Raw genomic sequence first — 23,738 nt, 5'->3', positions numbered from 1 at the left:
CTTCCGATAGGAAGAGATGTTAATAATGTAATAAAATGCTATGGAAAGAAAGTCTATATTTGAAGAGATCAAGTCGCAATATGTTGAAAACCTAGACCCTACCATCATTGCTGTTAACATACTGATTGAGGAAAGTGTTGTTTCCCTCGAGATTATTAAAGACAGGGATCCTTATACAACCGTGGTATATAAATATGATTTGAAAAAATGGGGTGAAGGACCGACTTATACTGCCAAGGAGTCGGGTCTTTCCAATAATGACGACTTCAGTTTTGAAGCAAAAGAATTCGCTCATCTATCTTTGCCTATGTTTGATGCTGCAAACGGTTTAGATATTTGTGTGGCTCAGTTCGTGGATTTATTCCTCTTGGACAAAGAAAAATTAATGAACTTGACGGATTTATTTATTGATAATGGAGATAGAAATTAATATGTGGTTAATCCTAATATAAAAATAAGGATAAAAATTAAATTTATAATATGAAAAGAGACACCGAAATATCAAGTGAAGTTGCCCTGATTTGGAATACTGCCAATGACGTTTTAAGAGACATTTTTCAACGGACTGAATATCCCGACATTATTTATCCAATGGTTCTTATCCGCAGGATTGAAGGTGTTTTGATTGCCAAAACTGATGAGTTGAAAAAACAATTGGAAAGCCAGTTGGCAAAGGTGAATGCTGATACGCAGACACAAATATTGAACAGCAAAGTATTGGAAGCAATCAAGTTTAACAATACAAGCACTCACAATACTTTACAATCACAGGCTGACGTAGGCGAAAGCAGCATCAAAAACAATTTTATAAGTTATCTGAACGGCTATACCGACAATATCAAAATCATTATTGATCGTTCGGGCATACGTTCTCACATCAACAAATTGGCAGAGGAGAAAATACTTTTTACACTTATCAAAGATTTTGCACAAATTGAACTTAGCCCACAAAAAGTGAGCAACATTAAAATGGGTTATGTGTTTGAAGAATTGGTTCGCAAATTTTCGGAAGCCAACAATGCCGAAGCAGGAGAACACTACACACCACGTGAGGTAATTGACCTGATGACACATATGTTGGATATGGACGAGAAAGCTATAAAAGATGGACAACTCGTTACCATTTACGACCCTGCTTGTGGTAGCGGTGGTATGCTTTCAGCAGCAAAGGAATTTATTGAAGAAAAAATAAACCACAATGCCAAAGTGGTACTGTACGGACAAGAGGTAAACGATAAAACCTGGGCGGTGGCTCAAGCCGATTTATTGCTGAAAGGCGAAACGGCTTACATAACCAAAGGTGACACTCTTTACGAAGATGGAGCAGCAGGCGAACAATTCGACTTTATGCTTTCCAATCCGCCTTATGGCAAGAGTTGGAAAAAAATACAAAAGAAAGTAATGACAGCCAGCAATGGCCGTTTTGATGTAGGGCAACCCCGTAGCAGTGACGGACAATTGCTCTTTACCCTGCATATGATTAGCAAAATGAAACCTGCCGAGTTAGGCGGTTCTGCCATTGCTATTGTACACAACGGTTCGCCTTTGTTTAGTGGAGATGCAGGAAGTGGCGAAAGCGAAATAAGAAAATATGTATTGGAAAATGATTGGCTCGAAGCCATTGTAGCTCTGCCAACCGAATTATTTTATAACACTGGTATTGCCACTTACATTTGGCTGATACGAAACAACAAACCTGCAAAACGCAAAGGCAAAATTCAATTGATTAATGCCGTTGATTTTTGGAAACCGATGAAACCCAGTTTGGGCAACAAACGCAGACGCATTCACAACGGAATAGAAGGCAGCGGAGAAAACGAACGCTATGTAGAAGCCAACGACCAGATAAAACAAATCATCAACATTCATAAGGCATATAAAACCGGACAATACAGCAAAATATTTGAACTCGAAGATTTTGCATTCCGCAAAGTGTTTTTGGATTTGGAGGAAACCGATGAAGACGGCAACCCAATGACAATTGAAAAAGAAGTAACCGTTGCTCAAAATAAACTGGATGAAATTTTAGTGGTTAAATCTGCCGATGATAAAAAACGATTGGCAGAACTGAAAGACAAAAAAGGCAAGGAAGGCGAATTTACTTTTAACCTGAATGCTGAAAGTGAACTGGTAACCAAAAACAAAACGGCTGATACTTCTATAACCATTCAAAAAACTTTAGACGGCAACAAACTGAGATTAAAAGCAACAATTAATGTACCAAAAATTGTAATGGACAACGAGTACATACCTTGGAAAGACGACAAGGAAGCCTTTTTAAAAAAAGAAGTAGAAAAGAAATGGACAATTACAGCCGAAGAAAAAGGCTACGAAATTCCATTTACCAAACATTTTTATGTTTACCAACCTTTGCGTGAACAAGCAAAAGTGGTAAACGAAATGGCTGAACTTGAAAAAGAAAATCTTGATTTAATGATTGAATTAGGAATTACATTATGAGCAAGTACGAAACATATAAACCAAGTGGTATTGATTGGATTGGTGAAGTTCCTTTACATTGGCAGCGACAAAGAATAAAAACAATTTCTGAAAACCTTGACGGTAAACGTGTGCCGCTAAATAGCGGAGAGAGGTTTGATGTATCAGGAGACATCCCTTATTACGGTGCGACAGGTATTGTAGACTATGTTAGTGATTTTTTATTTGATGAGGAATTAGTATTAATAGGAGAAGATGGGGCACCTTTTTTTGAGCCTATCAAAGATGTTTCATTTATTATTCAAGGGAAAAGTTGGGTAAATAACCACGCACACGTTTTAAGATGCGATAAAAATAGAATTACTCCAAAGTTCTTAATGCATTGGCTAAATGTAGTTGACTATGCAAACCACATAAAAGGTAGTACAAGAGATAAACTCAATCAAAAAGATTTAGGAGGAATTGAGGTTTATTCACCAATTTTATCAGAACAACTCACCATTGCCAATTACTTAGACCACCAAACCCAAAAGATTGACCGCCTTATAGCCAACAAAAAAGCACAGGCAGAAAAACTAAAAGAACTACGGCAAATTGAAATAAACAATGCCGTTACCAAAGGCTTAAACCCAAATGCCGAACTAAAAGACAGCGGCATTGATTGGTTGGGTAAAATTCCGAAGCATTGGGCAGTGAAGAGGTTGAAGAATGTGTCAGAAAAAATAACTGATGGCGAACATATAGCTCCAAATTTTACAGATAGTGGAATGCCCTTTCTTTCAGCGAAAGATGTGAGGGAAAACGAAATACTTTTTGAAGAAGATAAATTTGTTTCAGAAATAGATGGCTTGAGTTTTAGACAAAGATGCAATCCAGAAAGAGGTGACGCTTTAATTGTTTCAAGAGGTGCAACTGTTGGCAGAGTTAGTATTGTGAAAACTGATAGAATATTTTGTTTGCTTGGTAGTGTGATATTAATTAAACCAACAAATAAAATTAATTCAGAATTTTTGTTTTACGCACTAACCAACCCTAAAATTCAGGAAAACCTATACCAAACATCGCAATCAAGTGCTCAACAAGCAATATATCTTGTAAATATTTCATTCCTAAAATTAGCAATTCCACCAATCGAAGAACAAATAGAAATTTCAAAGGTACTAGTGGACAAAACTAAATTGATTGATAACTTGATTAAGAATATCGAAACTCAAATCGAAAAACTGCAAGAATTTAGAAAGATAAAAATATACGAAGCCGTAACAGGCAAAATAAAAGTAAACGCTTATGTCGAAGCAACAGCGTAAAGATTGGGAACGCATTTTTGAAGACCATTTTTGTCATCAGTTAGATACAAAATGGGGCTACCGCATATTCCGTGATAGTGAAATTACGGTTGATAAGGTAAACTGTATTCATTGGGATAGGCTTGAACAGTTTTGGGAAGATACCCAACGTGCAAAATTGCAATCCATAAAATCGGAACTCAGTTACGAATGGAAAAAGGAATTAGGTAAAAAAATAAGCGAAGAGCTGGAGAGCAAACCACTGTTTCAACTATTGAAAGATGGTTTGAAAGTAAACAGTCAACACCATTTAGATTTATTGTATTTCAAACCCGAAAGAACCGACAATACAGAACAGACAGCCCAATACAAAAAAAATATTTTCAGCGTAATTCGTCAGTATCATTTTACCAGTGCCGCCAATGCAAGGCAACAGGAAGATGACCGCCAAAGCATTGATATTGTTATTTGTTTGAATGGCTTCGCCATTATTACTGTAGAACTCAAACACACCCTTGCAGGGCAAAATGTAAACGATGCCGTAATACAATATTGCAATCGAGATATTGACAGAGCCATTTATCACAGAGCTTTTGTACATATAGCATCCGATGACGAAAAGGCGAAAATTGCCACCACATTCAGCAAGCCACCTACTAAAGTCGATTTCAGAGAATTCAATACAGGCTTGCTCAATGAAAAAATAAAAGGCGATGATTATGCCGTTCAATACTTGTACAATGAAATTTTGATACCTGATAGCGTGTTGAATTTTATTGAACGCTACTTATACGGCAATACACAAAACTGGATTTTCCCACGTTACCACCAACAACGTTGTGTAAAACGCATTTATGATGACATTACAGAACATTACACCAAAAAGAAATCGCTGAACCTTCGCTATCTCATTCAGCACAGTGCAGGAAGCGGAAAAAGCAATACCATTGTTTGGTTGGTGCAAAACCTACGAAACTTGCACATCAAAAATCAAAAGTTATTCGACCATATCATTATCCTTACACACCGCATTAATCTTGACGACCAGATAAGCAAAGATTTTATCAAAGCCATTGGGCAAACAGGCGTTGTTGGGTATTGCAAAACCAGTAATGATGTTCGTTTGGCATTGGGAGAACGATTAGAAAATTATCGCAATCCTGAAATTCCAGTTAATTCGCCAGTAATCGTTACCATTCTGCACAAATTTACTTTCTTAAAAGATTTGGCAGACCAATCGGGCAAAAAGATTTGTTTCATTATTGACGAAGCACACACCAATCAGGAAGGCAAATTGCACGAAAAAATGGTGGATGTATTTGATGAAGCCACAGGATTAACTACACAACAAAAAGTAGAAGAAGAATCAGACGAGCAAGAGGAATTGATTGAAGAAATTTCGAGAAAGGAATTTCCGAACCTTTGCTTTATTGCATTAACAGCCACACCAAGCGACAAAACCATTCAGCATTTTGGTAGAGAAGGTCGTCCGTTTGATGTTTACAGTATGGATGAAGCCATTGGCGAAGGCTACATTATGGACGTTGCAAAAAGCATCATCACCTACGAAACACTTTACGAACTCAATTACAAACTGCCTGACGACCACAAGCAACACGAGTACCCAACTTTGCAGGTTTACCGAGCATTGAAGCTAAAAGCATTTGAAGATGATGAAGTAATAAAAGAAAAATGCAAAATAATTGTTTCCATATTCAAAGATAAAACAGCCGATAAAATTGAAGGAAAGGCAAAATCAATGATTGTTACTTCAAGCCGATTGAGTGCCGTTAAATACAAACTGTTTTTGGATGAAGAACTTCAAAGACGTGGTTTTAAATGGAAAACATTGGTAGCCTTTTCAGGACAAACCAATTACAACAGTAAATTATATTCCGAAACAGAAATGAACCGACCAAACAATCCGCAGTCTGTAAAGATTGAAGATTGTTTTGAGAAAGGCGATGACATTCGTTTTTTGATTGTAGCCAATAAATTTCAAGTTGGCTTCAGCGAAAAAATGCTGCATACAATGTTTGTAGATAAAGCACTACAAGACCGAAACGCAGTGCAAACCATTAGCCGCTTGAACCGAATTTATCCAGGCAAAAAGTTCGACACATTAACAGTTGACTTTACCAATTCGTATGATAAAATCATTAAGGCATTCCGCAAGTATCAGCACAATGTAGAAAGCCATAAAGAAGCAAACCCTGACGACCTTTACAAAATTAAAGACGAACTATTGAAGCGGGGAATATTTACGCTTGAAGATGTTGAAAATTGTGTCCGTTTGTTCAATAGCGAAAATGCTAACGACATTGCACCGCTTTCAGCCTTGCTAACTCAGGTTAAAGGCATATTAGAAGCCAAATGCGATATGGAAAAACGCAGGGAATTAAGAACCTTGCTGGCTCGTTATGTTAGTTTGTTTGGTTTTATCCGTGCTTTGTTCCGTTTGCGTTTCAAAGACAAAATTCTGATTGACTTTCACATTTTCGCTTCGCTACTTTTCAAAAAACTCGATCCAACAATGAGTGTCGAAGATTTAGAAGCGGAAATTGCCAAAGTGAAACTCAAAACTTTCGACATTGAAAAAATTACCGAAGGAGTTCAAGATCCCGATGGCGGAGACGATGACGATGAAGGTGATGGTGAAGGAGGCAATGGTGGTGGCAGCCAAACGGGTGGAAACGTAACCAATGTTAGACCAATGGCAACAGTTGAAGAAGTTGTAATTGCTATTAATTTACGTTTCAAAGAAAGAGTTTCACCCGAAGGAGTTTCCGTAGTAGAAAATTATTTGCAGACCTTACAGAAAGTAGATGATAAACAAGTTGCAGCCTTGAGAGCAACCATTAAAAACAACTTAACACAGGACGAACGCCAAGTTTATGATTTGGTTATTAAGGGCATAATGAACAAACTTTATACTGACTATATCATAAATCATTCACCACAGAATTATAAGGAATTAACTCAGGGTAATGTGCAAGAATTTATAAATCGTTCAGCCTATAAGATGTTAAGAGAAATGATTAGAACAACATTATAAAGAGCACTTTAAGATTGTATTTATAGATGTCTTATTTATAGTTACTTACAAATAATAGTAAATTATAATGTATTAATATTTGTTTGAAATAGCTGTTCTTCGTATCAAAAATATCTAATGTGCATTGGAGGGAATATACTAAGAACTATTTATTTGGGAGACTTTAAAGCGTAAAAATTCGAAAATAAATATGTGATTAAATTTGTGAATGTATTAATTAAATATGGTTGAGAACATTCCGGAACTCTTCATATACTTACGAAAATTAAATAATGATGAAAAGGATTAGCATGAAAAGTACAGACCCATTATTGGAGACAGCAAAAATCTTGAATATTCATATTAAGGAAGCAGAACTTAAAGATGTATTGCCATTAACTGTATTATTGAATGACAACGTATATCAATTATATGAAACCCGATTATCGGAAAAAGACTATAAGATAGAATATACAAGTATTGTAAAAGAAGGCATTGATCAAAAGACATTAACATTCGAAGGAGATGATGAAAGAAGTGTTGTTGTGGATGTTTTGGATTGGTTGCTTGATTCGAAGGTTATTGCTAATATGAACAGTAAGCAGTGGCGCATATATGGTGAGTATAATTTGGAAAAATATTTGGAGCATATCTCTCAATTTATGCGATTAGAATACGGTTTTGGCAAATCTACATTACTAGATTTGGTTTTAGATAAAGGTGAATCAGATGCCCTACAGTATTTTAGATCTGAAGGGAATGCATGGGGTTTGGATGGAGCGAACTTTTGGTGGTTATTTATTTTGGCAGATGTGGAACTTTATGATGGTGAATATGTTGATTTCCCATTTTTTAATTTATTTATACAAGGTAATAAGTACGTTGTCAAAGCAAAGGAGATTCTTGAGAAGACACGTAGTGCTGCATTTATTTATGGTCAAATATGTGACACAGCTTGGGCGCAGAGTTTACCCTTGTGTGAAATTGAGAAAATATTTCCTGGGTTTATGGAAGATTATTTGTTAAAGGAAAAAGAAAGGTTGGATCAGCATATAGATTATCTTGAAGAGGAACATTTAGAGGAATTTAATAAAATCGGAAGAAGGGCTGGCCTGAAAGATATCACCTCAACGTCTGAACAGCCTTTGCGAAAAATAGATTTATTCAGAGCTTTATATTTTAATATAGATAAAATCAAACACGGACTTTACCATACAATTGATCAATTAGATTCTATTCCTGGTTTGATATTATTAAATTATATTTTACCTAATAGCTATATAGTGCATTTCATCAAAAAGGAAGCAGAGAATTATAGAGTGAATATATTCAGTGAAATTCCTTTTGAACTTGCGAATAGGATATTCAAGTATTCAGAGTTATTTACAAAGTACGATTTGGAATATGAGGATATGATAGCTTATTTGTTGTTTTATATTTATGAAGATGCGCATTATTGCACCGATGGTAGCGACTTTTATTCTGGTGTAAGCGGACTTGGTGATCAAGTATTTAGTGGTAAATATGAATACGAATGGTATTTCAAAAATAGGAGCAGGGTTAAAAAATTAAATTAAAACGAAAATTGAGATTGTTTAATTTGTATGCCCCTCAAAAAACTCTACTCCACCTACCACATCACCAATTCCGGTGAACTGAAAACCAGCCAGATCCTGGAGCTGGAACTGTCCTACCACCCCGGGCATTTGCAATTGATTCATTCGTTTTTGAGAGGGAAGTCGAGGAAGGATTCGGCGGGGGAATGTGATTTTATTTTGGTGGGCGAGAAGGGATTTGTTGTTTTGGAAGTCAAGGGAAGTCGGTGGCAACTGCAGTACAACCAGTTCAAGCAGAAGAAAGGAGAGGGTTGGATAAGCAAAGAATAGTCGGTAGTACCGGGGCAGAAAGAAACCAAATAGAGCTTGACATTGAGTGGGATGAATTCGTTGAAAGGTAAGTTTTTCAGTTTGTTTGCGATATATTGTAGAATAGCTATCTTTGTAACATATCAAACAGGATATGTCATTCGATGCAACATACCCATTTCCTTTACCGGAGCTTCCCCCAAAGTTAGATTCCGGTCAGAAAACCCTTGTAAAATGGCTTTTAAAGGCGCGTACCGAGCTTGGAGAGCTCAAGGGCTATTCTCACGCCCTTCCTAATCCCGGATTGCTTTTAAGCCCCTCCATCCTCCGGGAATCTGTTGCCAGTTCCGGAATAGAAAACATTAATACCACGGTCGAAAAGGTCTTAGAGCAACAATTGTTTCCGGAATCGGAACAGCGAATCGAAAACAAGGAGGTTTTACGTTACCGGGATGCGGTCTTGTACGGTTTTACCGGAATGAGGAAACTTCCAATCGGTAACCGTCTTATTTTAGGTATCCACAAAGAGCTCCTGGCAGAAAATAGCCACGGATACAGAAAAACACAGAACCGGATTGAGAATTCATCAACCGGGAAAGTGCTTTATACACCACCTTCATCAGGAGAAATAAGCAAGCTGATTGCGAACTGGGAAAGTTACATTCACAATCAGTCAGATGAAACAGACCCGCTCATTAAGTGCGCCATTTCTCATTATCAGTTCGAAGCAATTCACCCCTTCGGAGATGGTAACGGCAGGACAGGTAGAATACTCATGGTATTATATCTTGTGCAGGAAGGCTTACTAAGTTTTCCAATGTTGTACATCAGCGGCTATATCAACAAACACCGTTCGGAGTATTATCGCTTGTTGAATGAAGTGACTTCAAAAGGGAAGTGGACGGAATTTGTAGAATACATGCTCAAAGGCTTTTACCTTCAGGCAAAGGAGACAAAGGAAGTCCTGTTAAAAATAATCGCATTGCACCAGGCAATGAAAGAAGGAATCAAACAAAAATGTCCGGCAATTTATTCCTCCGATTTGGTTGAACAGTTGTTTGCAATGCCAATCATCACCCCTGTCCGGCTCGGCACTTTGTTAGGCATCCACTATACAACAGCCACCCGTCATTTAAAACAACTTGAACAAAAAGGGTTCCTGGTTAATCAGCAAGTGGGTAAGTACCAGTTATACATCAACAAGTCGTTGGTAGAACTTTTAAGAAGCTAAAGGAATCACAAGGTTCCTGGACTCATTATTGAAATGGAAGTTTTTCAAACGTTATGCCCCTCAAAAACTCTACTCCACCTACCACATCACCAACTCCGGTGAACTGAAAACCAGCCAGATCTTGGAGTTGGAATTGTCGTACCATCCCGGGCATTGGCAGTTGATCCATTCTTTTTTGAGAGGGAAATCGCGGAAGGATTCAGCTGGGGAATGTGATTTTATTTTAATTGGGGAGAAGGGCATTCTTGTATTGGAAGTGAAAGGCAGCCAATGGAAACTGCAGGATCACAGGTTCAGTCAAAAAAGGGAGAAGAGTGGATCAATAAGGAATCGCCCTTTGTTCAGGTGCGAGAGAACAAGTCGGCACTGATTGATATTCTCCATAAGAATGGAATCAAGGATGTCCTGGTGGCCAATGCTGTTGTTTTTCCGGAATGTACTTTCCCTTTGCAGGATCCACCTGATCCTTTCTGGCACCTTGGAAAGGCAGAGGAAGTTTCCCTCTCGCTTTTTTTGGAAGAAGTATTGGAAGAACAATTTGCTCTACAGACGGTGACAAATGGCCTGAGGTTAAATGTCCTCAGCCGCGACAGGATGGAGCAGATCTCAAAGCTGCTCTGCCCGCAGGTTATGCCCAATGAGGTTTTGGCTCATCTGTTGCTCTCCCAGGATGAGGCCAAACGCAGAGCTTCCGATAACCTCAGAATTTTGGATGGCCTGAATGAAAACAAACGCATTCTGATCCAGGGTCCTCCGGGAAGTGGAAAATCGAGTTATGCACTCGCTATGGCGGCCCGGAAGTCGGCAGAAGGCTATAAGAAGATACTTTATCTCTGCTGGAACGAATTGCTTGCAGCCTATAATAGTTACAAACTGCAGGGAGCTAGGTATCACAGGTGCAGAAGCCTGGCCTTTTTACCGGTATGTCTGTTACCTTATGGAAGAGGCCGGTTTGAATCCGCAGGACCTGCCGTTTGAGAAATTAAAGGAGCCAGGGGCTTTGCTGAAGGCCCTGCACGAAGCGCTGGATTACCTCGAGAGTGCCGGGAAGAAACCAGTGTACGATTACATCATCATCGACGAAGCGCAGGATCTTTTAACAAGGGAATTGATGACGTCGTCAACCGGCTTGCGGCGCCGAAGGACGGCTTGATTCAGGGCAGTTACATCATCTTCTACGACAATACCCAGGCCTTCCGGCAATCCATCGACGAGGAACGATACCGCGAATCCCTTAACTGGTTCCGGGAATATGCCGCCATTTACCAACTCTACCACCGCTACCGCGGCACTGCCGGGGATGGGCTGTATGAATTCATTTCCGACCTCGACAGCCGGAACATTGACCCGGAGAGGAAGTACGGAGATGATGTGATCATCCGGCGCTGGAAAGACGAAGCGGAAGCGTTGCGGCTTTTGGATAAAACCGTGAATGAGGTAAAAAATCGCGCCGGCTGGAAGCCGGAGGACCTGGTGGTGCTGTTTTCTTCCAATCTTGTTTCCGGTTTGTCGCCCCGTCAGCGCCCGCTGGATGAGCAAATGGATCTTCGTCCTGAATACGTCCGCATCACACCCGAAAATCTTTGTTCCAAATTAGACGGAGTTAAATTCACAACCGCCCTTTCCTACAAAGGCCTCGAGCGCGACGTGGTGATCCTGGTCATGAAAGATCTGTATGACCAGAGGATAGATACCTTATACCAGCTGCTCATCGGAGCTTCCAGGGCAAGGATCAGGGTGTATGTGTTGGTGGGGTAGTTAGGAAAAAATTGAATGGAATGAAGCCTTGCTGCACAGGGTGCTGATCAGGGCAAAAAAAGAAACCTGAGAGAAATCTGCGGGTACGGATGGAACAGGTATCCTCAAGGGTGATTAGTTGACGATCGCTGCAATAGAATAAGCTTCGAGAGCAGAAGTGATTGTGCGTTCTGAAAAAAGTACGATAGGTTTTCAGGAGGATTAACGGTGAACATTTGTACTCTTTAAACTGATGGAATAGGTCTTAAACAATAGTCACGATAAAGATGAACCGAAATAAAAAGGCAGCCTTTGAAAAAGCCGTCGGACAGCTGAACTGGCCGATCATTCTAAGTATTTTGAAAATGTTGCCAGGGAGCAGTCCCATGACGGAAGCAGAGCAGAAAGCCGCTTTGCTGAATTTAATAAGTACTGCTTACGAAAACAGTCTCAGGGAATTGCAAACGCCTATCTGGCTCATCCGGTTCAAAAAGTATTTTAGCAGGCTGGAAATCTTATTTGTTCCTCTTCAAACCGTGAAACAACTGTCATCAGGATCCGCGGGAAGTGTTCCTTCGCTGGAACCTGAAGCGATGGAGTTACTGGCACTTCGTGAATTGCTCCTGAATGCGGAGGCGAAGCAAAATTACGAGCTGTGCGCAAAAGTGCAGCGGCTTATCGAGGAACTGGAAGGAAAGGGCGAAGATCATACATGCAGCGATTCAGAGAGGGAATGAATGCACTTTGCGCAACCAGGATGGTTGTGCGTGAGTGATGAAAATCATTGAATAATAGCTTCGAAGGAGTTATTATAGGTGCGCTTTAAGTATAGATTCTAGTAAAATATTTCAAATTAAAGTTTGTTGATATGTCCAATTACTACGTAACAATGAAGAGGGCAAGAATCGTTTACAACGAAATCCTTGTGATGGTTGAAGCCAAAGATCCGGAAAGCGCCGCCATTCAGGGCAGGAGTTACAAAGACGGGGAGTTCATTGATAAGGGGCCTGATGTGGAGGGGCCTGTGATCGATGTTACTGAGATTGTAAAGGTGGTGAGGACTTGAGGATTTAAAAATACTATTCAGACATTCGATAATTAAATATTATCATACAATGACAAAAAAGGAACCCAAAACAGAATGGTTTCCCAAAAAATGGGAGAAAAGTTCCAGCCAAGATTGTTCGATTGAAATTATTGATATTTTAGAAAGTACGAAGTACGACCCCTTATTTTTAAATTATTATAATTATGATACATATAAATCATTACCTCCTCTGGGTCGAAAGACTCAAGGTACATATATAGAAACGGAGCTCCTTAAAAAACTCTGTGGCTCAAATTGCGATCAACAGGAATTCCGTAAGGAAAACTGGTTATTGAAAAAAAAATATAATGAATTTATAAAATTTATTAAAAAAGAAGTGGATTCTGGTTCCTTTTTTAAGGGGCTTGATAAAAAAAATGGATCTGAATTTGATTTGATCTGTTTATTAGGACACCGCTTATACATTATTGAGCCAGATGCTAATCGGGCCGATCAGGTTGCAAAAAAATATTTTTCGCGTATGGCTTTGCTTTACAAGCAAAACAATATCTATAATGAAATTCATTATATTTCGTATTGTTACAAAGGTCACAAAAGAAATAATACGAATGAAGTAAAAGTTTATTTTGAATTGTGCAGGACATTATCTGATTTATTGTCTGATAAAAGGGAGGACTCGTATCCTTCCGTTTATTTTTATGGATGGTACCCGGATTGAAGGGGATAGATGGAAAATTTGGAGTTTTCAGAATGCTTTTTTTTGCCCTCTATATTAAACAGTTGATAACTAAATTATATATTCGTAATAGCGTGGTTCCGGAAATGGATAATTTAAAAATATCGTCGAATAGAGTGTCTACAGATTGATATGATACAAGCTCAGCTTTTCATATGCAGACTGAGTATATTCGTGAAAGAAAGTATTATAAAAACGATGGATATTTAGAGCAAGACTAAAGAAAGTTTATTCAAAAAACGTTTTACAAAGAACACATGTGTGATTCTGAAAGAAACAATGCTGTTGACGATGATACCCTCATCGTAATAAAGCAGAATATCCTTCATCACATCTGTTCGGCCACCGGTGTGCACGAACCCTGGGATTTTCTGAGCCTGCAGGAACTGGTTTTCCGGATGCAGATCTTTTTTCCAGAAATGCTGATCCAGTCCAGCTACGGCGAAGGTGCTTATTTCTTTTCGTTCTTTTACAATTCGGTGAGGCATTTCGTCAGGCTTCCCGACCTGGTCCGGATGGTTCGCAATGCGGACAAGGAAAAGTCTTCCCTGGAATCAAGAACGGAAGTGACCGCGGACATGGTAAACCGCAAAGCAGGATTCATAGCGCGCTTCATCCAGGAGGAAGTCATGATTCTTGGAAGATACGCGCATAACAAAGACAAGTTAAACTATATGATCCTTCCGGAATTTCCTCTATTGGAGCATGGCCGCAACCGGAGGGTGGATGAGGATATTTTTGCGAAGAAGATTGCGGATGCTGTTTTTAGGTAGGGGCGGATAGGTTTTAATAGATCTTGTTAAAGGCAATATTATTACCTCAAGCAAAAAAATCATTTGACTTTTAAAAACGGTAAAATGAAACAGGCTTTTATAATCAGGTGTGCTCCGAGTGGAGTTAATCGCATTACTGAACTACTTGATACGGATCAGATAGTAATTGGGTGGTCTCTAACGAAAAATGAATTGTTTAATAAAACACTTCAAAGAGAAGATTTTAAAAAGATATTAATAAGTCATTATCATGATTATAAAGATGATCCATATTCACTTGGGCAAGCTACCGGTTACCTTTGGCGTTTTATTAGGGAAATGGAAATCGGAGATTTTGCATTAGTTCCTGTCTCAGGGGCATTTTACCTTGCGGAAATCATGAGTGATGTGATTTGTATTAAAGATAAAGTAAAAGAAGATACTGCAATCAGAAGAAATGTACGCTGGCTTAATGACCAAAATCCTATTAGCCGTGAATATTGTGAAGCCGGTTTGATTTCTCGGCTTAAGTACCAGGGCACATGTGTAAGCGCAACGGATTTATTAGTTAGCATTGAAAATGCTTTGAAGTGCGATAAGGAGAAGAAGGCACCTAATTTCCAACAACAACTTAATGAAAATCTAAAGAAACAGGTGAAAGAGTTTTTAATTTCTCCTCAATCAGCACTTTCGCCCGATAAGTTTGAAAATTTGATCATGAAATTGTTGAAAGGTTTAGGAGCTGTAACGGAAAAGCCGTCAAGGAAAAGATATCCAGGTTCAATTGCAGATGTTGATGTAATTGCTAGTTTTGTTCAACTGGGTTTACAAATCTATGTCCAGGCAAAAAATCATTATAAAATAAGCGATGAACATGCCGTAAAGCAAGTGATTGAAGCAATTCAATTTGACAATCGGGATAATTCAAAAGGAATATTTGGATGGGCGGTGACATCCGGTGTATTTTCAGATAAAGCTTTGGCATTAGCAAATGAAAATGGCATCAGATGTATTGATGGAGATGAATTATCTGAAATGATATTGTCCATTGGACTGGATAAATTCAGAGAAGATGTTTGAATGAAATATTAAGATACTTTATCACAAAGAATAGGGTAGGGTGGATTAGTTCAGTGCTCTAAAAAATTAGATTTGATATGATAATTATTTACAAAAAAATAGAATGGACATTCTGATGAAGGTCCTTCAATGAAAAAACGTATCAATAATCCTAATCTGATTCATGTTTTTTTCCGTTGGAGAGCAGATTGATTATTTGTTCATTTCTGACCTGACATTTATTGGTATAAGCAGCGGAAGTGATTATTGTTCCGGAAAGCTATATATGATTTTTCGATGTTAGTGATTTTATTGCCTTCCATGCCATTACCCAAAGTGTTTTCAAGCAGCGAGGTTAAAAACTGATCCTCATTTTCGCTTTCTTGTCCATGGCGGCTGCGGAAAAGGGTGAGGTTGCCCCAGAAAGGGTTTTGTCCGTTTCGCGGAAGGAAGATTTGCTTTTCTTCGAGAATGCAATCTTCACCGAGACGGTATTCCAGCCAGTAACGCATATTGTGTTCTTCGCCCGCATAGCAGATATGCGTGAAATGTCCTTCCGGCACGATGTCGCCGAAATAAACGCAGTGTTCTCCTTCCGCAGAACAGAAACGCGCCGGCATATCGAGACGATAACCGTTTTCAAATTCGATTCGCTCGCGCTCCCATGCGTCTGTATAAAACAAGCGCATAGCGGGGGGGCGATGGTGTTCCACCGCTTCCCAGTGGTGTAACCGCTCACCACGAACGTCCCGCTTCGGCTATCGACGATTTGAGTGCTGCGGGAACTGTCGGTGCCGAGCAACTCGTAATGAAAGTCGTCAATTTTGCGGGCCAAAGCCCTGGATGCAGGAACCAGGTTCACGGAGTTTTTTCCGTACTTCCCGGCTATTTCCGCCTTGACACATACAATATACACTCCATGGGAATTGTGGGACATGCTGCCGGTTTTTGGGGTTATGTAAAAAACACAAGAAAGGAAAAGGGGCCGGGGGAGGCCCTTCTCTTTAGATGAAATCGCCGCGTTCATACCCCTTGCTCAAAAGGAGTTTGCGAAATCGCTCTTGCGCATGCTTCAATTCATTTCCGACCCAGGCAGTTGTACGATCCAAGGCTGCGGCAATTTCCGCATACGACATCCCCTTCCAATACCTCATCTCAAAAAGAGTTCGGTCCTTCTCCGAAAGATAGGCCTTCATTTTTTTAATGATCTCGGCGTCAAAGCCGGCATCTTCGGGTAAAATACAGGCTGAAGAATCGCTTGTCCCGACTTCATCGTCACCGCAGGAATAGTCATCCGAAGGATTCGTTACGGCCATGTTGTCATCAAATTCTTCCGTTCTTTTGTTTTTGTTTTTACGAAAGATATCCATCGCAATATTTTTCACGATGGTGAACACCAGGGCCCTGAATCGCAGATGAGCATAGGCGCTTACGGGTACTTTTTCATACACGCGAAGCATCGCCTCCTGCGTGGCATCTTCGGCTTGTTCCACATTATTACGAAAATAGCGCATCATCCTGTCATAGACAGGTTTGTGGTACAACTTGTAAAATTCAGTAAACGACTCCGGATTTTTGTTTTTCATGTTTTCATGTTTTTTAGGTTTGATGATGAAGGAACCGGCCGGAACAGTTTTCGGGTTTAGATCCGAAGCCTGGCTCCGACGAGCTGCCGGATGCAGGAAAACATAAAAAATACTCTGAAAAGGCTGTTTGAATTGCTTGTCAGGGAAAAGCAGAAAGAAGAAGGGGTGAAGGTGTGTGTCATGATGGGTATGTTTAGTTCAATTACGCTTGAGGGTGTAGATTTGTAACAGAAAATTGGTGCTTTTGATGAAATAAATTTCACTTCTTCTAATTCAGGGTTCCGAAGCCGGGCTGAAGCGATTTTATTTCTTTTCATGGTTTGTTTTTTTTTGCTCTATCATGACGAAGTGCTTTTGTTTTCATATCATCGCATTGAAAATATTTTTACCCTGTTACTTTTCGTTCAAAAAGTAGCGACCGGAGGAGACCCGCTCAATCGCTGCCGGCCAGGTACTCCGGATGTTTGAGATCGCAGAATTTGTAATAGTTAAGAATGATGAAAAGGCAGGCGGTATTTTTGTTTTTCCTGCTTTTTTTCTGTTCATCACGGAGAAATCCCTTTGGAACCGAGAATTCAAGGGACATATAGCCACCCGTGTATTTTCGGATGATCTCACGAATGCCGGCATAATCGATGGTGTCCATGTTCGTACATTCCATAAAAATACCCAGTCTGAACCCGCGGTAAATGCGGATGACCACATCTTTCACGCTGATGCAGGAGATCATTTCCGTCATGATCTCCTCTTGTTGTGCTTCAAGTTCGCGATAGGCAGAACCGATGAGGTATTCAACTCTTTTTGTATCGTTCATGGTTGTTGTTATTTTTATGGTTAACTGCTTGGAGGCAGAATTATATCATCAGCGCGTAAATTATTTTAAGTTCACCAGGGCTCGATGTTCCTAGACTTGAAAATAGCGCGCAAGGATGCAATCGCGCGTTTCATCACATTCGCCGTTGCGGCGGTGGAAAGCCCGATGGCCTTCGCGATCTCCGGATTTTTCATATCCTTCATATGGCGCATGAGAAGGACCTTACGATCCCTGGGCCTTAATTTCATAATGCATTGACGCATTAGATCCATCACCATCCGATTGTGGAGGAGGTCTGACGGATCCGCACCGGCTTGAAGTGTGCAGGTGAATTGGCTCTCGTTTCCATCCTCATCCGCATAATTCCATGCGGTAGAAAAATCAACGGGAATATTCCTTTTGTTTTTCCTGTAGCGGTCAATGCAGAAATTTCTGAACGCTTTATATATATAGCCATCGTAATCCGAAGGGCAGATGCGTCCTTCGCTGACCTTGATGGAAAAAGCAAGAAGAAAATCCGAAATGGCATCTTCCGCTTCCTCCTTCACCGTGCTGAACCGGCGATGTATGTTTAAAAAGTCTTTTCCTTTCGACATGAAGAGGACAGCAAAAATCTCCCCGGCAAAGACACCGGAACCGATATTTTCTATTTTGTTGATCATGGTGATGGGGTTTGGGTGAGTGATGGGCATAGATATCCAGGGACAGAGGCGGAAGCCTTTGCAGGGAGCCACGGGGTGGCAAGCCATGACCGGTTCCACCGGGGAACCGGAGGCCGGTATTACAAGATCAGGGGTGAAGCTGTGGGGCTTCGGTCAGCAAAACCTTTCTCGGGTCGGACAGACATGTCCGTAAAAAAGAAGAAAGCAAAACGAATGAATTGTAAGATAGCACCGGTTGTGTTCTTCATCCTATCTGTTTTGGTGTTGGCTACGATCAAATGGAAAGAGCGACGAACAGCAGCTCCGGAACGCATGCATCCCTTGCACTGGCCCATAGCGTCCAATGCAGTGGCCAGGACTCTGTCGGCCGGTGTAGGGAAGAGGAGGAGTGTTTTTCTTTCGTTCACGGTACAAATGTAAATCAAAAAACACTTCAATGCAAATATAAATGATTAAAAATCAAGTAGTTATAAAAGCATAGAGCTCCCATGTATAGTACCCGGATGTTTAAGTATCATGTAAAATTTCGAAACGTGAAAAGGGGAAGGAGTTAAGAATCAGGGAGATTTATTTTACACGAAAGCAGTAATCGGAGAAAAAAGTGGATGGGAGTTTTAAAAAAAATGTGTAGGTGGGAGAGGTTGATTTATTTTAGAATGAGAATTCAGGTTGCACGACCTAAGTACTATAGCTTACGTTTAAACTCATCGAGTAATTTTGAATAAAATAAAATTATTTGGAATGTCCTTTATTACAGGTAATAATATTACGTATTTATGAAAAATGTCTGTATCAGTCCAATTAAAATAATTTATGGATTTCCAGAACTTCAATGTCTACAGGTCCTCGAATACCGACATAATTCTGTGCACTGTTAAATCTATATTCATGAGGATAGGTCACAAGACCAGCTTCCACCGGATTGTGATGAATGTATTGAATTTTACTCAATGTAAATTTCGGCTCAAAAACTTCTTCAGCATGACTCCGTTTTGCCAAATTTGATATTTGGTATTTAATTTATTTTGTTGGCCATGATGACTAAATTTTTCGAGTAAGAATTCGCGCCTGCTTTCTCTTCCGGTAAGGATCATTGAAATAAGTTTTCCGGTTGTATATTTTTTAAAATCGCGAACGATGTCGCTCAGATTCCCTTCTTCAGCCCGGCACAATAAATGAATGTGATTTGTCATCATCACATAGGAAAATATTTTCAGTGATTTCTTCCGAATGCAATAGTTTAAACTTTCGCAAAGAAAATATTTGTATTCCGGCCTTGTGAAAACATCAATCCAGTCAACCACAGTGAATGTTACAAAATACGCTGCATCCTGTTTGTGGATTCTATACGCATGTCCCATTCCACAAATATTTTATTATTCATTGAAAAAATAAAACCCAATAAGCTGGTTCTTATAGTATGTATTTTTAATTCGGAGCTTAAAGATTCTTGGGCAACTGAAAATCTTTACTACTATAGCAATTCAATCTAAGTCCGTAAGCACTATGCAACAGAATTGAATAAAATGATTATATTTCTAAGGTCTTAGTCTTAATAACGGGCCAAGTCCTCTGACGCACAGGCTTGCGTTAAAGACTTGGCCCAGCGGATAAGTTATTCCGACAGAAGGTCCATATGCGGTAGAAGTCGGCAAGAAATTTATTGTGATGCACGTCCATCCCAATACCTCCAAAGCCCGGCGTGAAGAGTTGATGCGGGAAAGGTACCGCGCTGAACTAAAAAAACTGCTGACAGGTATCATTGTAAAATGGGAAAAGAAAATGGAACTTCGCCTGGACGACTGGCAAGTGCGGCAGATGAAAACCAAGTGGGGTTCCTGCAATCCGAAAAAGAAACGCATACTCCTGAATTTAGAGCTTGCCAAGAAACCTGTTCACTGCATCGAATACATTGTCGTGCATGAGCTGGTACATCTTCTTGAGCGCACACACAATGAACACTTCGTAGCTTTGATGGACCGTTATCTTCCCAATTGGAAGCGGTTACGCGATGAGTTGAATAAGCTGCCGGTGAGTCATGTGGAGTGGGGGTATTAGGGAATTTTGAATTTTGAATTATGAATTATGAATTTTGAATTATGGATGAAGGGTGAGGAATAATAAGTTGTTGTTTTATACTGGGTGTTTTTATGATGACGAAAAGTAAAATGAAATCGCGTAATCTGGTACTTCTTTCAGTAAAGCAGGCGAAAACGGTGGAGGAGTTTGTGGACCATTGGCGTGCTTATTACCAATATGGTGATTCAGAGCGGTACAGTTTGAATATTAAGGTCAGGAAATTTACTCCTACGAATTTGCGGGAATTGTATCGTTGGAAGAACGGAATGACTTTGGAGGGGAGTGGAACAAAAGAGAAATCACTAGAGAAAAAAATAACATCGAAGACAAAAAAGATCAATCAGTTCAAGTTAGCGAAACGGGTTGACCTGGATGCGTTCAACAAGGAGTTTGCGAATATAAGTGCCGTATGGAGAATTTTTCTGTTGCATATTATCAAACCCAGGGTATATCCAATGTACGATCAACATGTACACAGGGCATATCTTTATATTCACGGCAAGGATTGGTCGGGTATTCATAATAAAATTTCAAATGAGAAAAAGCTTCAGTTTTATTTTGAGCATTATTACCCTTTTGTCAAGCAATTAAACTATTCGAATTTAAAATCGCTGGATGAGGCTTTATTTGCGTTTGGGCAGTATTTGAATATAAAGAAACAGGGGATTAATTTGTGGAAATAAATACACGATGGAGTACGATCAATACATCTAATTTTGTGTTATGACTTCTCATGTAGATGGAATTATCAACCCGGAGCTATTTGCCAAAGAACAAATTAAAATTTTATTCATTGGGAAGGAGCCCAATAAATCAAATCACAATGTAGCTGAAGGCGAAACTGTCTCATTCATTGATGAATGGTGTAATCGGAAGCCGAATTATCAATTTGCGCAGAGAATTGCCGAATTGGCGTATGGCATTTTTACAAATTTCAGGAATCATGACGAGATTTCCGGGGAAGACAAAAAGGAAATTAGATATGGGATTTTAAAAAGAATTGCATTTCTTAACATTAAGAAGGAATCTGGGAAGGACACAATTTCTGATAAAGAACTGTCAGCGGCTGCTACCAAAAACAAACCGGTAATTGATGAGCAGATCAAAAATATTAAACCAAATGTAATAATCATTTTGTTTCGAATAATAAAATTGTCGAACAACTTTTTAATAATATAAAATTTAAACCATCAGGATTCGGGTGTTTGTATGGGGAGACGTGTGATTTCAGAATTTTGCAGATGTACCATCCATCAGTACGGATTGGATCAGCTGCATTGTATTCTTTATTGAAAGTTAATTTTGAAAAATTGGGATGGGTTTCATGAAAATATTTTGAATGTGGATTAAAATGGGATTCAGATACCAGAGAAGAATTAACTTAGGCAGCGGATGGGGTTTTAATCTCAGTAAGTCTGGTATATCCAGCAGTTATCGAGGTAGATGGGGTAGTGTGGGACGAAGGGGAATTTCATTGCGGACAGGAATTCCCGGATTAACGTATTTGTTTTCTAGTCGTAAACAAAAATCAGAAGGATTCATCGTTGATGCTGTAATTTGGTTTTTTCATTTGTTGTTGTTAGTGGTATTTTTATCATTCATGCAGCCTTCTTCATAGTTCTTCCTGCTGTAATTCAACTCTCTTTTTGGCTTGTCCTTTGGTTATTTGACATTGTTGTATACTTAGTGAAAAATCGTAATAGGAATGTAGTTGCCGGCATGAATGAGATTAAAGTGCAGGAGAGTTTTGGTTCCCCAATTCCGTCGATACTGAATGAAGAATCAGGTTTGGCAATTCGAAACAATGAAGTAAAAGTGACCCTGAATCCTGTGTAGATATTCAAGGATTGGAAGTGTTCTGTAGCAACATTTTGGGGTTTATTCATAAGGCGGAGCACAATCAAAAAATAATTGATTATTGCAGGAAGACAGGTCTAATTGGATATGGCAGTATGCCCGAAGGCCTATCGCTTTTTGAGTTTCTGGTAGTGCAGGATATCTACAAAATACTTCAGTTGTCATCAGAATTAGCTGAGAATGCGAAATTACTGATTTTGAAGTATACTATTTGGCGCTTCACTACAAATGCCCCTCAAAGATCTTATAATGCTTATAAATTATCTTATCAAGTCAAGGAGAAGCAGTACAATCCTGACATAATACCTTCGACACCATTTTCACTTGATGAATACGTGTACAGAATCAAAATAAATTCTGGAATTACCGGGGAAAAATTTTATTTGAATGGAGTTCTTTTTTTATTGTTTGATAAGAAAGATTCTCATCAAGAAACCCATTATAGTGAAAGCTATCGCAGAATAATGGTTTCAATTCTCGGATTTATACATACAATTGACACTCGCTTTTCTTCCAAATTGAGATATGTCCTGGAGTTTATAGACGATGAGGATTATCAGAGTAAATTAAATGCAATAGATCAGATTTGGTATTCATCATCTCATCGTTAAAATCCTGTAACATAGAAAATTAAAATACTATATAGATCAGTTTAAATATTTTGGTTGGTTTGATCGAAAAAATTATGTGTAATAACCTTTTGTCATTTTAATTAATGAATCATCACCTTTTGACTCTTCATGCCACCTGTTGAGCTATTTATATTGAGAATATAAATTCCGGCAGGTAGGTTTTCTATATTAAGATTTATGTATGAGTTTCCAAAAATTTCATTTTTGGAATTGAGGACCTCTCTGCCATCCATTGTATAGAGTGCCGCACCTATGACGTAATTTTCATGATTTGAAATTAGAATTGAGGGTTCATGAACAGTAACCTCAATATTTTCAAGGATGATCTGAGAATCACTATTTGAAATTCTTTCCAGGTCATATTCTCCGATATCAATTAGAGAAGGGAATTCGGATGATGTTAGTTGACTTATATCGAGATTGGTCGCTTCATTTGAATTCGATGTGCTATTGATAATGATCGGTCTTTCGTATTGGTATGAATTGAAGTTAGGATTGTTACCGGAAATAATTCTATCAATTGTATCGTGATGTCGCTTGTGTATTACACGATAGGTGACTTTGTCGCTTGAGTACAGTGTTGAATCGAACATTTTGACGCGGAACTGGATAACCTGGCCAAAATTTAATGTTCTAATGTCAATTTGATAAGCAAATATCCAGCCGGTGCAGGGATTTGGCACAATAGTATTTTGTAATGCCGCCCATTGTGTGTTATCCGGATTCACTTCTCCCCAAAATTCAGCAAACGCAGTCGAATTAACGCCGAAACCCGAAAGAATCAGGTAACCATTTTGGAGGCTTGGAGGATTGATGCCGATGATGGGGCTACATTGGGCGAGAACTGTTCCAATGGAATAATAAAATGTTAAAAGAATAACTATAAATGTCTTGTAAGGTATTTTCATTGGAATTAGTTTT

At 39.2% G+C, this 23,738-nt stretch carries 27 protein-coding genes; 20 read left to right on the top strand and 7 right to left on the bottom strand.

Annotation, left to right across the window (positions count from 1 at the left end):
* Nucleotides 1–40: 40 nt before the first annotated feature.
* The 15 genes from IPP86_17755 to IPP86_17685 all read left to right on the top strand — a co-directional run bounded on the left by IPP86_17755 (nt 41) and on the right by IPP86_17685 (nt 15,208).
* Nucleotides 41–430, top strand: coding sequence for a hypothetical protein (locus IPP86_17755; GenBank protein ID MBL0140347.1), 390 nt, complete (start codon nt 41–43; stop codon nt 428–430).
* Nucleotides 431–480: 50 nt separating this feature from the next.
* On the top strand, nt 481–2,460 hold the full coding sequence (locus IPP86_17750; GenBank protein ID MBL0140346.1) for an SAM-dependent DNA methyltransferase: 1,980 nt from the start codon (nt 481–483) through the stop codon (nt 2,458–2,460).
* Entirely contained in the window at nt 2,457–3,746 is a 1,290-nt protein-coding gene (locus IPP86_17745) for a restriction endonuclease subunit S (GenBank protein MBL0140345.1), read from the top strand. Before IPP86_17750 ends, IPP86_17745 begins: the two co-directional genes overlap by 4 nt.
* On the top strand, nt 3,727–6,780 hold the full coding sequence (locus tag IPP86_17740) for a type I restriction endonuclease subunit R (protein ID MBL0140344.1): 3,054 nt from the start codon (nt 3,727–3,729) through the stop codon (nt 6,778–6,780). Before IPP86_17745 ends, IPP86_17740 begins: the two co-directional genes overlap by 20 nt.
* Before the next feature lie 290 nt (nt 6,781–7,070).
* Nucleotides 7,071–8,336 carry a hypothetical protein gene (locus IPP86_17735; protein MBL0140343.1) on the top strand — a complete coding sequence of 422 codons (1,266 nt, stop codon included), beginning with the start codon at nt 7,071–7,073 and terminating at the stop codon, nt 8,334–8,336.
* A 27-nt stretch (nt 8,337–8,363) separates the two neighbouring features.
* Nucleotides 8,364–8,645: an NERD domain-containing protein gene (locus IPP86_17730; GenBank protein ID MBL0140342.1), complete on the top strand. Its 282-nt coding sequence runs from the start codon at nt 8,364–8,366 to the stop codon at nt 8,643–8,645.
* A 133-nt stretch (nt 8,646–8,778) separates the two neighbouring features.
* Nucleotides 8,779–9,855: a Fic family protein gene (locus tag IPP86_17725; protein ID MBL0140341.1), complete on the top strand. Its 1,077-nt coding sequence runs from the start codon at nt 8,779–8,781 to the stop codon at nt 9,853–9,855.
* Nucleotides 9,856–9,883: 28 nt separating this feature from the next.
* Entirely contained in the window at nt 9,884–10,225 is a 342-nt protein-coding gene (locus tag IPP86_17720) for an NERD domain-containing protein (GenBank protein MBL0140340.1), read from the top strand.
* A complete protein-coding gene (locus IPP86_17715) occupies nt 10,201–10,833 on the top strand; it encodes an ATP-binding protein (GenBank protein ID MBL0140339.1) in 633 nt (210 codons plus the stop codon). The genes IPP86_17720 and IPP86_17715 overlap by 25 nt, the downstream gene beginning before the upstream one ends.
* Before the next feature lie 171 nt (nt 10,834–11,004).
* Complete coding sequence (locus tag IPP86_17710) at nt 11,005–11,613, top strand: hypothetical protein (GenBank protein ID MBL0140338.1); 609 nt, start codon at nt 11,005–11,007, stop codon at nt 11,611–11,613.
* Nucleotides 11,614–11,879: 266 nt separating this feature from the next.
* Nucleotides 11,880–12,329, top strand: coding sequence for a hypothetical protein (locus IPP86_17705; GenBank protein ID MBL0140337.1), 450 nt, complete (start codon nt 11,880–11,882; stop codon nt 12,327–12,329).
* Between the two features lie 131 nt (nt 12,330–12,460).
* Nucleotides 12,461–12,658: a hypothetical protein gene (locus IPP86_17700; GenBank protein ID MBL0140336.1), complete on the top strand. Its 198-nt coding sequence runs from the start codon at nt 12,461–12,463 to the stop codon at nt 12,656–12,658.
* Between the two features lie 49 nt (nt 12,659–12,707).
* The gene (locus IPP86_17695; protein MBL0140335.1) at nt 12,708–13,358 is read left to right on the top strand and encodes a hypothetical protein; all 651 of its coding nucleotides are present in this window, start codon (nt 12,708–12,710) and stop codon (nt 13,356–13,358) included.
* Between the two features lie 275 nt (nt 13,359–13,633).
* A complete protein-coding gene (locus IPP86_17690) occupies nt 13,634–14,149 on the top strand; it encodes a hypothetical protein (protein ID MBL0140334.1) in 516 nt (171 codons plus the stop codon).
* A gap of 84 nt (nt 14,150–14,233) precedes the next feature.
* Nucleotides 14,234–15,208, top strand: coding sequence for a restriction endonuclease (locus tag IPP86_17685; protein ID MBL0140333.1), 975 nt, complete (start codon nt 14,234–14,236; stop codon nt 15,206–15,208).
* A gap of 218 nt (nt 15,209–15,426) precedes the next feature.
* Here IPP86_17685 and IPP86_17680 read toward each other — a convergent pair whose 3' ends face one another.
* From IPP86_17680 to IPP86_17655, 6 genes are all read right to left on the bottom strand, one after another.
* Nucleotides 15,427–15,876 (bottom strand): hypothetical protein, encoded by a 450-nt coding sequence (locus tag IPP86_17680; protein MBL0140332.1) that lies wholly within the window; start codon nt 15,874–15,876, stop codon nt 15,427–15,429.
* Between the two features lie 315 nt (nt 15,877–16,191).
* On the bottom strand, nt 16,192–16,773 hold the full coding sequence (locus IPP86_17675) for a sigma-70 family RNA polymerase sigma factor (GenBank protein ID MBL0140331.1): 582 nt from the start codon (nt 16,771–16,773) through the stop codon (nt 16,192–16,194).
* 433 nt (nt 16,774–17,206) lie between these two features.
* Nucleotides 17,207–17,587: a hypothetical protein gene (locus tag IPP86_17670; GenBank protein MBL0140330.1), complete on the bottom strand. Its 381-nt coding sequence runs from the start codon at nt 17,585–17,587 to the stop codon at nt 17,207–17,209.
* A 71-nt stretch (nt 17,588–17,658) separates the two neighbouring features.
* Nucleotides 17,659–18,249 carry a sigma-70 family RNA polymerase sigma factor gene (locus IPP86_17665; protein MBL0140329.1) on the bottom strand — a complete coding sequence of 197 codons (591 nt, stop codon included), beginning with the start codon at nt 18,247–18,249 and terminating at the stop codon, nt 17,659–17,661.
* 119 nt (nt 18,250–18,368) lie between these two features.
* Complete coding sequence (locus tag IPP86_17660; protein MBL0140328.1) at nt 18,369–18,656, bottom strand: hypothetical protein; 288 nt, start codon at nt 18,654–18,656, stop codon at nt 18,369–18,371.
* A gap of 540 nt (nt 18,657–19,196) precedes the next feature.
* Nucleotides 19,197–19,610 (bottom strand): transposase, encoded by a 414-nt coding sequence (locus IPP86_17655; protein ID MBL0140327.1) that lies wholly within the window; start codon nt 19,608–19,610, stop codon nt 19,197–19,199.
* 307 nt (nt 19,611–19,917) lie between these two features.
* On the opposite strand from IPP86_17655, the gene IPP86_17650 reads away from it, so the two are divergent.
* The 5 genes from IPP86_17650 (at nt 19,918) to IPP86_17630 (ending at nt 22,796) form a co-directional block, all read left to right on the top strand.
* On the top strand, nt 19,918–20,307 hold the full coding sequence (locus tag IPP86_17650) for a DUF45 domain-containing protein (GenBank protein MBL0140326.1): 390 nt from the start codon (nt 19,918–19,920) through the stop codon (nt 20,305–20,307).
* Nucleotides 20,308–20,417: 110 nt separating this feature from the next.
* A complete protein-coding gene (locus IPP86_17645; protein ID MBL0140325.1) occupies nt 20,418–21,011 on the top strand; it encodes a hypothetical protein in 594 nt (197 codons plus the stop codon).
* A 40-nt stretch (nt 21,012–21,051) separates the two neighbouring features.
* On the top strand, nt 21,052–21,507 hold the full coding sequence (locus IPP86_17640; protein MBL0140324.1) for a hypothetical protein: 456 nt from the start codon (nt 21,052–21,054) through the stop codon (nt 21,505–21,507).
* A 172-nt stretch (nt 21,508–21,679) separates the two neighbouring features.
* Nucleotides 21,680–21,946, top strand: coding sequence for a DUF4236 domain-containing protein (locus IPP86_17635; GenBank protein MBL0140323.1), 267 nt, complete (start codon nt 21,680–21,682; stop codon nt 21,944–21,946).
* Nucleotides 21,947–22,280: 334 nt separating this feature from the next.
* On the top strand, nt 22,281–22,796 hold the full coding sequence (locus IPP86_17630) for a hypothetical protein (protein MBL0140322.1): 516 nt from the start codon (nt 22,281–22,283) through the stop codon (nt 22,794–22,796).
* Between the two features lie 101 nt (nt 22,797–22,897).
* On the opposite strand, the gene IPP86_17625 is transcribed toward IPP86_17630, so the two are convergent.
* Nucleotides 22,898–23,725 (bottom strand): T9SS type A sorting domain-containing protein, encoded by an 828-nt coding sequence (locus tag IPP86_17625; GenBank protein ID MBL0140321.1) that lies wholly within the window; start codon nt 23,723–23,725, stop codon nt 22,898–22,900.
* Between the last annotated feature and the right edge of the window lie 13 nt (nt 23,726–23,738).

This window comes from Bacteroidota bacterium (assembly GCA_016720935.1).
Taxonomy (GTDB): Bacteria; Bacteroidota; Bacteroidia; order AKYH767-A; family 2013-40CM-41-45; genus JADKJP01.
This window is presented reverse-complemented; position numbering and strand designations above follow the sequence as displayed.